General features: G+C 54.4%; 9 protein-coding genes. All 9 read right to left on the minus strand.

Translation table 11 applies throughout. The annotated features are described in order from the left end of the window. Positions 1 to 236 precede the first annotated feature (236 nt). The 9 genes from B5F54_RS11265 to cysS all read right to left on the minus strand — a co-directional run bounded on the left by B5F54_RS11265 (position 237) and on the right by cysS (position 14,268). Complete coding sequence (locus B5F54_RS11265) at positions 237 to 7,271, minus strand: glycoside hydrolase family 97 catalytic domain-containing protein (RefSeq protein WP_172749714.1); 7,035 nt, start codon at positions 7,269 to 7,271, stop codon at positions 237 to 239. A gap of 647 nt (positions 7,272 to 7,918) precedes the next feature. Beyond that, positions 7,919 to 8,122 carry a DUF6514 family protein gene (locus tag B5F54_RS11270; RefSeq protein ID WP_087234232.1) on the minus strand — a complete coding sequence of 68 codons (204 nt, stop codon included), beginning with the start codon at positions 8,120 to 8,122 and terminating at the stop codon, positions 7,919 to 7,921. A 158-nt stretch (positions 8,123 to 8,280) separates the two neighbouring features. Next, a complete protein-coding gene (locus tag B5F54_RS11275) occupies positions 8,281 to 8,601 on the minus strand; it encodes a hypothetical protein (RefSeq protein WP_087234235.1) in 321 nt (106 codons plus the stop codon). Positions 8,602 to 8,606: 5 nt separating this feature from the next. Beyond that, positions 8,607 to 10,142 carry a hypothetical protein gene (locus B5F54_RS11280; protein ID WP_087234237.1) on the minus strand — a complete coding sequence of 512 codons (1,536 nt, stop codon included), beginning with the start codon at positions 10,140 to 10,142 and terminating at the stop codon, positions 8,607 to 8,609. A 262-nt stretch (positions 10,143 to 10,404) separates the two neighbouring features. Further along, on the minus strand, positions 10,405 to 10,611 hold the full coding sequence (locus tag B5F54_RS11290; protein WP_087234241.1) for a DUF6514 family protein: 207 nt from the start codon (positions 10,609 to 10,611) through the stop codon (positions 10,405 to 10,407). Positions 10,612 to 10,723: 112 nt separating this feature from the next. Next, positions 10,724 to 11,383: a CatA-like O-acetyltransferase gene (locus tag B5F54_RS11295; protein ID WP_087234243.1), complete on the minus strand. Its 660-nt coding sequence runs from the start codon at positions 11,381 to 11,383 to the stop codon at positions 10,724 to 10,726. A 94-nt stretch (positions 11,384 to 11,477) separates the two neighbouring features. Next, positions 11,478 to 12,212: a hypothetical protein gene (locus B5F54_RS11300; protein ID WP_087234245.1), complete on the minus strand. Its 735-nt coding sequence runs from the start codon at positions 12,210 to 12,212 to the stop codon at positions 11,478 to 11,480. A 34-nt stretch (positions 12,213 to 12,246) separates the two neighbouring features. After that, positions 12,247 to 12,705, minus strand: coding sequence for a Cys-tRNA(Pro) deacylase (ybaK, locus tag B5F54_RS11305; protein ID WP_242969690.1), 459 nt, complete (start codon positions 12,703 to 12,705; stop codon positions 12,247 to 12,249). Positions 12,706 to 12,858: 153 nt separating this feature from the next. Continuing rightward, a complete protein-coding gene (gene cysS, locus B5F54_RS11310; RefSeq protein ID WP_087234247.1) occupies positions 12,859 to 14,268 on the minus strand; it encodes a cysteine--tRNA ligase in 1,410 nt (469 codons plus the stop codon). Positions 14,269 to 14,384 lie beyond the last annotated feature (116 nt).

Genomic DNA, 14,384 nt, shown 5'->3' on the forward strand with positions numbered 1-14,384 from the left:
TTGATCAAATAGGAATACCCCCTGTTCCTAAACACGGAACAGGGGGTATTCCTTATATTTTAACATTTTTTGAGAAGGAGAGCTTAAACACTTGCTTATTCATATTCTTCACATTGTAAAGGGAAGTCATCTTCTTCACAGATATATTTGATCTGCTGGAGTCTTTGCATTTCCTTTGCAATTTTGCCTTATTGCTCTCAGGCAATCGGGCGCACAGCGTCCGTCTACGAAAGCAATTAGCCAATGGTTACCGTGCAGTGCTTTGTAGCGTTCTGGCCCGGCAGGGTGGTATAAACGCCCGTGCTCTGGCCCGGTGTGCCGATGGCATAGACTCTGTAGTAGTAGTCGTTGCCGATCTTCGCCACGAACTGCGTCTTCAGCACATTGCCGTTGCCGACCGTAAAGCTCGGCGTCATGGCATTGCCGTTCACAACCGTCATCTTGAAGCAGTATGCGCTGCCTCTCTTCAGATTGAAGTTGACCGTCGTGTCGGAAACCACATAGGCATTCGCTGCCACGCTCTGGCTTGCGGATACCACGCCCGCTGCGCCGTATGCGTTGCCGACGTTGGCAGACGTGCTGCCGCTGTTCTTCGAGCCCGTGGAGGTGCTCTTCTCGACCAGGCCGTCGATGCTGTTCTCCAGCGTCTCGACTGCGTCTGCAACCTCTTCTTCGGTCGCTTCTGCGTCGTTCAGGACTGCCTTCGCGGTGCTCAATGCGGCCTTCATCGTTGCCACGCTCTTCGCCGTGTACTTGCTGGTGTTGATCGCTTCGGCTTCCCCGATCAATGCTTCCAGAGCATCCTTATCCGGGATCATGCGCAGGGCGGAGATGGCCGCTGCCAAATCTTCTGCTGCGGTATCCACCGCATCCTGCGTTGCGTTTTCATTTGCCAGGACGGTTTTTGCCTCTTCCAGAGAGGTCTCAAAGCTCGTCCATGCGTCGTTCTGGATGTACTGGTCTGCATTTTCGACAATGCCGTCGCCCTTGTTGACCAGCGCTTCCAGCTCGGTGACGTCTGCGCGGTAGACCAGGCCATAAATGGCGTCATACAGCGCATCCACCGCTTCGGTGATGTCCGCTTCCAGGACTTCTTCATCGTCCAGCAGGTCTTCCGCCGCCGCATACGCTTCGTCCAGCACTTTCAGGCTGTCCGGCGTAAACAGGTCGCGGTCGATGGAATCTGCGATTTCCATCGGGATCTCCAGCTGGCTCTTGTCGCCTGCCACAAAGCTCAGATAATGCAGCGCGTCGATCAGGTCGCTCCATGCGGTGTTGATCTCGTTCTGCGTTGCAGTCTTCTTGGCTTCGACGTCCTTCGCCGCCTGCAAGGCTGCTTCATACTTCTCCTGTACGGATTCCACTGCTTCCGCAGCTTCGTTCGCCCGGCCCTCTGCAATCTCAATGGCAGCGCGCAGGTTCTGCTTGTCTACCACTGTGAAGCCAAGCTCAATCGTCGTGTCCGCGTTCGGCATGGCCGCGCTGTACACATACTCGGCAGCGTCAAAGCTGTCTTCCGCAATGGCTTCGCTGTTCACGGTGACGCCTGCGATCTCGCGGCCTTCCACTCTGGGCGTGAAGGTCAGCTCGAGCTCGGTGTCCGCCATCACGACGTCTTTATACGCGCCGATCAGGTTGGCAATCGTCTGGCTCTCGCCGTTGATGCTCAGTTCAACGGTGTTCGGGAAGGTGACCGTCAGCATGTGCTCGCTCGGAGTGGTGTTCTTCACGAACTTGATTGCTGCACCGCCGGAGGTCGTCAGGTCGCTGCGGCTGTGTGCCGTAACCGTGCTGCCGTCCGCCTGCTTGAACTCATACTCCAGAACCGGGGTATTGAGGCCAGCAAGTTCGAGCGTCAAAGTGTCTGCACTCGTAACCGTTCTCGTCTCAGCAATCAGGCCGTTCATCGGCTCATCCAAATCGAGCGGGTTGTCCGGGTTATCTCTGTAGATATACGCGGTGTACGTGCCATCGCCCAGGAAATCCAGATTGATGTCGACCGGTTTGGTCTCTTCATATGCGCAGATAACGCCCAGATACCAATCGTCGCCATCGCGTCTTGCCATCTCGACTAGTTCGCCAACTTCGCCGTCGATCAACTTACTCTCATCCCAGGAGGCTGGCATGTCCTTCCAATACTGCTCATAGTAGGGGATTGCTTTATAAACCGACGGTTTATCCGCCAGGCACTGGATGCCACTCTCATAAATGATCGGCAGGGCATACATATGGGCCAGGGTAAACAACGGCGGGTTGTCAAATTCCTGCGGCTTTCCGGTATCCGGATCCGTCGGGCCAAAACGCACGTTGTTCAATGCGCCGAAGGATGCCATCGGGGTGTAATCCAGCGGGCCGACTGCGCCTCTCGTGAACGGGATCACGCAGTTGTTTGCAGCGGTCAAATCGCCGCCCCACGGATAGGAACCGCCGCCGTAATCGTTCGGGTCGCGCCAGTCGCTTACTGCATAGCCCTCTGCACCGCCAACAGCTTCTCTCGTCAAAGCGTTGGGATAGGTACGGCGTTCGCCTGCCGGTTTTACGGTGCCATGCAGGTTGATAATCATATGGTTCTCTGCGGTCAGCTTGAGCAGCGTATCATACAGCTGCATAGTGGACTGTGTTGCGGAATCAAAGAAGTCCGGCTTGATGCCTGCGATGCCAAGATCCGCCCAGTATGCAATGCGCTCACGCTGTTTCTCGGTGACAATATCGTTCTTATGCACCCAAACAAGGAGCTTCACGCCCTTGCTCTTTGCATATTCAACCAGTTCTTCTGTCCAGGAATAATAGCCCAGATAGCGCTGGCCAGCCGGTGCATCCGGATCATAGCCGGGCTGCTCTTCCTTATTTTCGGTGCGGTTGTACGGGATCATCCAGCCTTCATCGAGGAGCTGGTATTCCCAACCCATCTCTGCTGCAAAGTCTACATATTCCTTGTAGATGCGCAGGCCTTCGGTTTCAAACTTATCTGCCGGGATCTGGTCATGGCGCAGGTCGCCGTTCAACCAGGTCCAGTTGGAGACGCCGGACTCAATCCAGCTGGTATCTTCGATCACGCTGTCCGGGCTCAGGTTTTCCGGCATGGTGTTGTCCATAATCTCTGCCAGATCGCCCATCACCAGGAAACGCCACGGGGACGTAAACGGCGCCGTCGTGACAACCGGGCCTTCTGCCGCCTGCTCCGGTGCAAACTTCACGGTGAGCATGCCATCCTCGCCGCCTGCGAGCACGGAACCGCAATAGGTGCCGGTCATCAGGTCTGCTTCGGAATAAAGGCCATAAGCGCCGCTCTCGGACTCATACAGCAACGGCATATTGAAGTTCTGTCCATCCAGTCTCGAACGGTTGCTATACTCTCTGTGCGGCCATTCGTTGGCAACGCTGGAGTTGTCGCCGATGCTCTGGCCCCACAGCTTCTGATAGCCCTCGGGGAGCTGGAAGCCGGTGAACTCTTCGGTGATTTGCAGTTCATCGCCGTTTCCGTCGATCGCATAGCGCAGGGCAACGCCTTCGTCGTATGCGCGGAAGATAATGCTGTAGTTCACGCCGTCCTTAGTGAACGGGAACGTGGTCTCATTGTAATCTTTATCGACATGCTTTACTTTGCCGCCGAGGAGGTCATAGGAATCATTGCCCTCTCTGGTGGTGACTTCGCCGAGGACCAATCCGCTGCGGAAATCGCCCATATTGGTCATCAAGCCTGTCCCCGATACGCCGGCCATGACTTCGCCGTCCTTGCTTGCCAGATAGGATACTGTGCCAGCGACTGCGTCATAAGCGACCAATGCTTTTACGTCCGCATTCGGAGCGGCAACCTCATAGACGCTGCCTTCCACGGGTTCAGTTCCAACAATCACCTGTGCATAGGCATCCACAACGACGCCATCCCCCAGATCTGCACGAACGACGATCGAGGCAGTGCCATTGCTCAGTGCTTCTGCGGTAATGCCATCCGCCGTGCGGGTGACTTCCAAAACGGCCGGATTGCTGCTTTCTACGGTGTATTCTGTGACTTCTTCACTGTTGCTGTCCGTTACAGAAACCGTTACATCGGTCACATCGCCCACGTTGAGCAGGCTCTGGTCAACCTTGATTTCTGCTGCCGGCTCCACAGGCTCCGGCTCGGGCTCTTCTTTTTTCACCAGGTTCCACTTGCTGGAAGCAGCGCTTTCGTCCGCCAAAACGATCGGTGCGCCGTCCGTCGTGGAATCGCTATCCGTTGCGATATAGAGCGGCGTTCCTGCCAATTCCGCCTTCTTATTCAGAATGCGATACGTGCCATCCTCCGCTTCTACGATCTTCCACCACTGGGAATCGTCTGCATCGTCGATGTTGCCGACGGTCAGCTTGGTATTGACTGCCACTTCCGAATCGGTCGGCATCAGAACGGTGACCGTTGTGCTGCCGGGCTGAATGCGATAGTATTCCTGATTTGCATCCGGGATCAAGCGCCAGAACAAGGAATCTCCAGCGAAGTTCCACCACAGGTCAACGATCGCCCCAGGGCTGGTATTGTTGCTGTTGACCTCGATGCCTGCATCCTTCAGGGAAGAAAGAATCGAGTACAGTGCGTTGGTATCCCAAACAGGCTCTTCTTCGGCTGTCTTAACATAATGGATTGCCGCGCCGCCCGTCTCTGCAAGCGGGATATTGAGCGTGTCGTCCTTGGTGACCGTGCGGATCTCTTCGTCAACGGTCTCCATCGGGTTTTCGCCATCCGTATAGATGTATGCGGTGTAGGTTCCCTCGCCGAGGAAGTCCAGGGAGAACTCTGCATTGCGGGCTGCATCGCAGATGATGCCCTGATACCAGTCGTCCCCACTTCTGCGTGCGAAGTTTACATACGCTGCGGGCTCGCCGTCCACCAGGATGGAATCATCCCAATCGGAAGGCATGTTCTTGAAATAATGCTCATAGGCCGGATGTGCACGATAAACGTCGGGCTTGTCCGCCATGCACTGCACGCCAGCTTCAAATACGACTGGCAGGGCAGCCATATGCGCCAGGGTAAACTGACGATGGTCGCCGCTCACGCCATAGGAAGCCATCGGGGTGTAGTCCATCGGGCCTACTGCGTTGCGGGTAAACGGAAGCGTACAATTGTGGCGCGCGCTCACGTTGTCCGGGATAAAGTCATACTGCTCTGCACCGAACACCGCTTCACGGGAAATGACGTTCGGATAGGTGCGGCGTTCACCGGTCGGCTTGCCTGCGCCGTGCAGGTTCAGCAGCATGTGGTTTTCCGCCGTAACCTTCATCAGGTTTTCAATTTGCAGGATTGTATCCTGGGACTGGGAATCAAAGAAGTCCGGCTTGACGCCCTTGAAGCCCATCTGCGCCCATTCGGTGATGCGCTCTTCCTGCTCTTCCGGGGTATCCAGGTCTGCGCTGTTCGCCCAGACAATCAGGCCGACACCCTTCTCATTGGCATAATCGATCAGCTCTTCCGTCCAATCGTAATAGCCCTTGTAAATGGAATCATCATCCGGGTCTCTGTTCTGTCTCTGCCAGCCTTCGTCCAGCAGCTGGTATTCCCAACCCATCTCTGCCGCGAAGTCGACATATTCCTTATAAATGTCCAACGCATCGTTTTCGAAGTCCACGTTCGGGTCGGTATGGCGGAGATCGCCGTTCAGCCACGTCCAGTCCACGGTGCCCGGCTGGACCCAACTGGTGTCTTCCAGCTGGCAGTCCTCGCTCAAGGTTTCTGCCATGGTGTTTTCTGCGATGGCCTTCGGCGTGCCGATGACGGCAAAGCGCCACGGGGAGGTAAACGGTGCAGTCGTAACAACGTCTTCCGTCTGCTCCGGCGTGAATTCTACATTCAGCATACCGGTGCCGTCGCCCACAAGCTGTGCGCCGCAGTAGGTCGAATTCAGGTCTGCTTCGGAAAGCAGCGCCCAAACGCCGTCCGTGGTCTCATAGAGGAGCGGCATGCAGTAGCCGCCGCGCAGTCTGTGTGCTTCCTCTTCCTGCGCAACCGACTCATTTGCATATTCATATTCCATCGCTTGTGCGACAGAGCCGCTGGCAAGCTGGAAGCCCGTATTTTCCTCCGAAATGGTGAGCTCCTGGCCGTCCTCGGTCTCGATTGCATAGCGGAGCGCCATGCCGTCGTCATAAACGCGCACAATGATGCTGTAAGAGGCGCCGTCCTTTGTGAAGTTCAGCGTCATCTGGTTGGCGGTTGTGTCCACATGGTTCACTTTCGCGCCGATCAGGTCATAGGAATCCGTGACCTCTTCGTCTTCACGGCTTACAAAGGTGAGGCCGTTGCGGAAATCACCGGCGTTGGTCACCAGGCCCGTCGGGGAGCTGGAAACAACCGTCTTGCCGCCGTACGTGGTAAAGAAGCGGATGGCGCCCTCCGCGTCCATAAAGAACAGGGCAGAGATATTCTCGTCGGGCGACGTGACCGACCAAGTTGCGCCTTCTTCGCCTTCGCCAACAATAATCTCACAGGTAGCCGTGCGGCTGATGCTCGGATCCACCGCATCCACCACCGTGCAGGTGATTGTTGCAATGCCATCCGCTACGCCGGTGATGACACCTGTATCCGGATCGATCGTTGCAATCTCCGGATTGCTGCTCGAATACGTGCACTGCTCCGGATTCAACGCAATGCTCTCCTGACCGTTGGAATACGCGGAGATCACCAGATTGGTGCTATCCCCCACAGCAACGGCCGGCTCCTCCGGCTGCACAGACAGCGTCTTCAAGCGGTCCATCACAGCGCGGTCGCAGATAATCTGCGCATTCGCCCAAACAGAATTGGAACCGCCGGAGTTTTCCATCGTCAAGATGGTCGTGCCTTCCGGAATTTCTACATCCACAGGCGTAATGCCCCTGCTGCTGGTCAAACTCTGGGTAAAGAACTCCTCGCCATCCGCTTTCAGCGTAAAGCTCGTTCCACCCCACCAGTTATCCGACTGAATGGCAATTTGCGCCTGGAAGCGCAGCGCACCATAGCCCGTCAAATCATAGACAATGGTCGCATTGCCACTGGTTCCGAGTCCCTTCTCGAACGGGACCTCCTCTCCGTTTTCATCTGTCAGGACAATCTTATGTACGTTGACGTCCCGGTCCTTCCGGACCTGCCACCATCCATCTTCAGCGGATACCCATTCCATATCGCTGAGATACACGGCAGCTGTTTCGGCTGGATCTGCACGGTTTTCCGTAGTTGCTGCGAATGCGGAAAGTCCACTGGTAAATACAAGCGTAAAGACCAGCAACAAAGAAAGCGCAGATCGCCATACTCTTTTGTTCATGTTCCTTTCTCCTTTCCTGAACTTTGGCACAAAAGTTTTGATCTTTTGGCCTTTGGTTTGATTATATAGAACATAGTGTTCCAAAAGTGTTCCAAATTCGACTGTCCTTTTAGAGAACACGTATAAAATTTTAAGCCGGCTTTTTGTTTGATTTCCATATATATGCATCCAACGCCCCCACATGCACGGCAGATCGTATCCATAAGGACGCGCTATATACGGGAGATGGTCTGCTGTGCCCACGGGACGAAAAAGCCATGCCGTTCCTTTTAATCTCCCTTTATAAATAGGCCGATGGGAGCCGTATGGCCATCGAACGGGCGGCAATGGACCTCTTCGCCTCTTTGGCCATGAATACCTATGCATGGAGGTACAGCGGAGCTTTCTTCTTTTATTTTCCATCTGATTTTTGTAAAATGATCATTTCTATTTCACGCAGTGTTCACAAAGATTCTTTATACTTATAATCGTTCCAAGGGGAACAGAAAAATCGATTACAAGATCTTCTCTTTTTCATAAATTTTCCTTTTCTTCTCTCTTAAATAGAAACGCCGTCCAAAGGACGGCGTTTCTATTTTTATTCACAAAACCTTTTTGTTTCATACAAAGAAATCTCTTCTCAATCAATGATTGAGAAGAGATTTCTTTTATCGTGTCAGGAAGTCCTCGATCACATCTTTAAAGTGCATCAGGGGCACCTGCCGCGTATTCAGCAACTCGACAAGCCGTTCCACGGCTTCGCGTTTATCGGAAATATCGCTGACCACAGCAGCTCCGGCAATGATGCCATATGTAAGGCGCTGTCCCTGCTCCTCGTCGGTGACGGTCTCTTCCAGCACTTTATAAACCATTCTTTATCCCCCCTTACACCCCATTATAGAGCAGACAGGGACAAATGAAAAGATTATAATGCGAATTGTGAAAAATTACCAACCCCTACTGGATAGGATTGGATAAACACTTTCCAGACACCCGATATTGCCGATCTGCGCCGGCGTAAAGCATCCTGCTACGCCTCGTCGAGCGCAATATATACATATTCAGCTTCCAAATCCAGGTAATGGCGCAGGGAATCCGGCATCTCTGAGAGCCTTACCAAGCCCTTCCCTTTCAGATAGGCCTCCAACTCTCCCAACATCCGCATCCGCACAGCCCCTTCGTGGATCGCACAAGGATGGGGGTCCTGGAAAAACTCGATACTCTTTTCCAAAACCGCCTCCCGGTTCAAGGGCAGGGATACCGCTGCATGCTGCGCCGTCCGTTCCCCTTCCTGATTAAACAGGGAGAAGCCCAGCGCCGCAGGCGATTTCTCTTTTTTCTTTCCAAACATCGCAATCACCACAAGAATACAAATAATAATACGGCAAACAACAAGAACAGCACGCCGTAGAGCAATTTAATCCAAGGCAGCTTCCCGCGCGTCATTTCCGAAAGCTGCAACACCTGGGAACCGCGTTTTGCCAATAGGGTCAGCAGCAAAAGCGGCAGGGACATCGCAAGCAGATAGACCACAAACGCCAAAAAGACCGTCATGTCCCAGGCTGTCTGCCGCTGCATCATATAGATGATCGACGCCAAATAGAGCTGGCCCGTGCAGAGGAACTCCCCTACGGAGAGGACGATCCCCGCGATGAAGACCGTTCCCGTCAGGTACTTGCCGCCGCAATTCAAGGTGTTCTCCAGGTAATCGCGCTGGAATGCACGGAGCTTGGGCGGCAATTGGAAGCGGATCTTCCCATACTCGTTTTTCCTCGCCGCAAAGTAATCCATAAAATTCAGGATCGCAAAGAACACCGCCAAAACTGCGATGAGAATTTGCAAAGCCTTTCCCACCGGGGAAAGGATGGCGCTGATCTGCTCAAATGCGGAGTACAAAACCGTCCCCAGCAGCAAAAAGGTCAAAAAGCGCGCGGTGATAAACGTCAAGCCCAGCTTGAGGATATTGGCATTTTTGGCCAGCAGCAGGGAAAACAACAGCAGGAGCAGCGAGATCCCGCAGGGACTCAAGCCGTTCGCAAAGCCGGTGACCACCAGAAAGGCCCAATCGTTCCACCCAAAGCTCCCGGCCTGGGATTCCGGCACATAGTCGATGTCCTCCCAGTTCAGCGCTTCGCCGCTCATAATGATGTTCGGCATATTGGCGACGATGTCCTCATAGCCCTGCAAATAGCCATTCTGATAGAACAGGACCGGCGCTTTTTGCCGGTCCTCCGGCACGCCGTATTGGTCAAAGAACCAATGCGCCAGGGGCACGTTGTCGAGGGCGCTCATGTTGACATAATTTACCTGCAAATTGGTGACCTGGTTCTGCTCCAACGCAAACTGCTTGTCCATATTGCTCAGGTAAACCTGCACCTTTTCACAGTCGTCACAGGCGGGCACATAGAAATACACAAAGTAAGAGCTCTCGGCCGGAACATTGCGGAAGCTCTCCAGCCGCTCTTCTTCCGTGCGCAGTTTTTCCTTTTCCTCCAGGATCACGCTGCGGGCCTTGTTTGTGATGTCGTCCACCCCAAATAGGCAGGTCCCATTCACATCCAGCATGGGAGGGGCCGGGGTGAACTCGTCCGTTGCCATATCCTTGGTACGTTCCATGAAATCCTCATAGGCGTCCTCTTCAAAGACGTTCTTTAGATGGAATTCATATTCGTCCGGGGAGATCGCGTCCTCGATCTGTCCCTCCAGGGCGAGCAGGTAATTTTCCCCATCCTCACAGCTCTCGCAGGAAGAAAAATAGTAGTATGTAATTTGGATTTTATCCGCATTTCCTTGTTCTTCCGCCGCAAGTACAGGCAGGGGGACAACCCCTACCGCAAACAGCAGCAAAAACAACCCTATTGCAAAACGTTTTATACCCCTTTGCAATTCCATAGCGCTCCTCCTTTGGCAGTGCAGCTTGAGACAACCTTCCCATTTCATTGCCATCATTCGTTAAAATAGACGAAAATCATTCCTATTATACTGAAAAAACACGATTCTTTCAATCCTGTTTCGAACGATTCGCAAAAAAGCATGTAACGGTCACATATGCCACGCCTCTTGACCGCCGCATGAAAAAACGGCCCCGTCTCGGGAATCCCCTGGACAGAAGCCGTTTTCTCTTGTTGTGAACTTTTCCATCGGGTAAACCAGCCTAACACGCCGCCAAAAAGTCCTCCACTACATCCCACAGATGCACCGGGGAAACCTGGTTTTTGATCAGTTTGCGCCGCAAACGGGCGACTGTACGCCAATGGGTGGAAATATCATCCACACGCACATCCCCCATTTTTAGCCCATACGTCCGGTACGTTCCATGATCCGCATCCTCCTGCATTGAACAACAGATCGCGATCTGCACGTTCGCTCCTCCCCTTTCCACGCCATTGTATCACTGGGGAAGGGAGAAAGGCACGGAAGCCTGTCGAAGCGCTAAAATTCCGAAAATGATTTTCCGCAGCCCGATTCCTTCGCTATGCGCCGGCCTGTTCCTCTGAAAAGTGATCCACTTCCCATTGCAACTCCTGGAACAACTGAGCGATATGGAACCCATCCGCGCTGGCGTGGTGAATCTGTATGGTGAGCGGCATCACGGTTTTGTCCCCGCTGCGCTCGAACTTTCCCCACGTAAAAATGGGGCAGAGCAACTTCCCGTCGCCGTACATCTGCATGTTAAAGCCCCGATAGTGCAGCCACGGGATGCATGAGACATAGAACCGGTTGGGCGGCTCCTCCTTCCACTGCGGGCCTTGCAGGGGCTTACTCTGCTCGATATCCAAGACCACCTGCCGGTAAAACGCTTCAAACTCTGGGACATATTCCGTGCTGAGGCTGTAAAAGGAGGAATCCTCCTCCTGAAAGACCGTGTAGGAGGGGGAAACCTGCTTCCAGATGACCGGTTCCCCCTCCGCATTATGCCCCATCTTAAATGCATCGTGCCGGTTGACCACGCGGCTGAGAAGATGCAGGAAGGACGGGAAGAAGCGAAGCCCCCTCTCCCGGCAGGCCTGTAGAAGCGGCGCAACGTCCACGTCCGCCGTCAGGGTCACCGCTGTGACCACCTGATGATAAAAATGGTCAAACGCCTCCTGGCGCGGCCAATCCTGCAATTCACGGATCTTTTGATATTCCATGGTTTTCTCCTGTCACAAACGTTTTTAAAACAAAACCGGCGCGGCGGCCCGGGCCCTTCCTTGGCCGGGAACCGCCCGCCGGTTTCCAATGCGATCAATACTGCGGGTTGATTCGGATCGCCCGCAAAACGTCCACAATGCTGCGGACTTTCTCCAGCTTTTCGTCCAACAGGTCGAATGCATCCAGGCGGGACTGCACCTCTTTTTGGCTGTCCTGCACCGTCTGTAGGCGCGGATTCGTAACGTTCTCCAGGGTGGCCTCCACCTGGACCGTCTTCTGTGCCATGAGTTCCATGGCCTTTCGTTCCTTTGCAATGTCCTGGCGGATCGTCGCCACATCCTGCTCGATCCCGGAAGCAACCGTTTCCAGATTGGAAAGCATCTGCTTCACCGCCAAGAATTCCTGCTTGAATCCGGCCAACTCCTGACGCTCTGCCGCCACAGCCTGTTTTAATCCGGTCACGTCTTGTTCCACACCGGTCACCAGTTGTTTTAGATCTGCTTCCGCCTGTTTTACAGCGGTAATGCCTTGCTTCACCGTGGAAAGATCCTGCGCAACGCCCACCAGCTTTTGTTTAGAGTCTGCCGTCTCCTGCTTCACCGCGTTGATCTCCTGCTTCAGGGCGGTATTCCCTTGTTTCAGTTCCGTCAGGCTCTGCTTGACTCCGACAAGCGTCTGGCTATCCGCCGTCACATCACGGCGGATCGTCGCCTGTTCCTGCCGGACGCCGGACAGATCCTGCTTCATGCGGGCCATATCCTCCCGGATCGGCTCCAGCTTTCGGTCCATCATCGTTTCAATCGCCTGCAAAAGCGAAGTTTCCGTCATGGTTCCACTCCCTCTCATCCCATTGCCGCATCTGCTACGGCTCCACTGCAATCTCCGCCGATGTTCCATTCACCAAACGCAGCAGATCCTGCGGCGCTACTTCCACCTGCGCACCGATCTTTCCCGCACTGAAAATGATGCTGGGAAAGGCCTCGCAGCTCTTGTCCACCACGGTGCGGTACAGCTTCTTCATCCCAATGGGGGAACATCCCCCGCGTATGTAGCCGGTCACCTTATTGATCTCGCTCACGTGGATCATCTCCACGGATTTTTCCCCCACGCTTTTGGCCGCTGCCTTGAGGTTCAATTCCTTTGCCACCGGCACCACAAAGACGTAGAACGCGCCGGATGCCCCCTTCGTCACCAACGTCTTGAACACCTGCTCCACATTCTGGTTCAGCTTATGGGCGACCGCAACGCCGTCGATGGCCCCGTCTTCATGCTCGTAAAAATAGAATTTATACGGAACCTTTGCCTTGTCCAAGATCCGCATGACATTCGTCTTGTTTTCCTTTTCCTTTGCCAATCGGAACGCCCCTTTTCTCATAGAAACCGCGCTCCCGCCGGCTTGGTTAGTCCGGCGGGAGCCGCTTTTCATCCCGGCGCCGCATGGCCCGGTTGTCCTCACCGGGCCGCAAAACCGGATTTATTCCTCAACCTTCCATTTGACGCCCTGCGGCGTATCCTCCAAAACGATATGGCGCGCTTTCAGCTCGTCACGGATGCGGTCCGCGGTGGCCCAATCCTTATTTTTACGGGCCTCGTTGCGCTGCTCGATCAGCTTTTCCACCTCTTCATCCAGAAGCTGGTCGTCCTTCTGGTTGTAGAGCAGGCCCAGCACACCGGCCAGCTCGTTAAAGAGGTCCAGCGCATAGGCACACAGCTCCTTGCTGGGCGCGGAGGACGCATTCAGCGTGGAATTGATGTCCCTCGCCAGGTCAAACAGCGCCGACAGTGCATCCGCCGTGTTCAAATCGTCCTCCATCGCCTCGATGAAGTGGTCCTGGTATTCGCTGAAGCGGCGGCGAATCTCTTTCTCGCCCTCCTTTTCCCCTTCCGGGGCATTCTTCAGCAGGAACGCCAGGTTGTCGCGGCAATTGTACAGGCGCTCCAATCCCGCCTTGCACTGCTCGATGACCTCCACGCTGTAATTGATGGGGCTGCGGTAATGCGAAGCCACCATCAAATAGCGGATGGGTTCGTAGCCGAACTGCGCCGCCACATCGCGCACCGTGAAGAAATTGCCGAGGGATTTGCTCATCTTGCGGTTATCGACGTTGATATATCCGTTGTGCATCCAGTAGTGCGCAAACGGCACCCCGTTGCAGCATTCGCTCTGTGCGATCTCGTTTTCGTGGTGCGGGAAAATCAGGTCCTGCCCGCCGCAATGGATGTCAATGGTCTCTCCCAAATAGTGCTTTGCCATGGCGGAGCACTCAATGTGCCAACCCGGGCGGCCGTTACCCCACGGGGATACCCAGCTCGGCTCCCCCTCTTTGGCGGCCTTCCAAAGGGCGAAATCCATCGCATCCTCTTTCTCTTCGCCCACGGCGATGCGCGCGCCCGCCTCCAGGTCCTCCAGCGGCTGATGGGAAAGCTTTCCATAGCCTTCGTCCTTATGGGTGCGGAAGTAGACGTCCCCATTGTCCGCCGCATACGCATAGCCCTTGTCGATCAAGGTGGCGACCATGCTGATGATTTCCTCGATGTTCTCCGTCGCCAGCGGATGGATCGTCGCCGGGCGGACATTCAAGCCCTCGGCGTCCGTCTTATACTCTTCAATATAACGCTGGGAGACGGTGAGGTAGTCGCTGTTCTCCTCATTCGCTTTGCGGATGATCTTATCGTCCACATCCGTAAAATTCTGCACATAGGTGACCTTCATCCCCCGGTACTCCATATAGCGGCGCAACACATCGAACACACAGATCGGCCGCGCATTGCCAATATGGATGTAATTGTACACCGTGGGGCCGCAGGCGTAAATTTTCACCTCTCCGGCTGTGATCGGCACAAACTCTTCCTTTTGGCGCGTCAGGGTATTATAGATTTTCATTGTCCTTGTTCCTCCCAGCTTTATTGTTCTGTGCGCTCCAGTACCCGTTATTATATGGGATTTTTCGGAAAAATACAAGACGCATCGTGTCTTTTCCGCGCATTGGGCAGGGGCAT

The organism is Anaeromassilibacillus sp. An250, from assembly GCF_002159845.1.
Classification (GTDB): Bacteria; Bacillota; Clostridia; order Oscillospirales; family Acutalibacteraceae; genus Anaeromassilibacillus; species Anaeromassilibacillus stercoravium.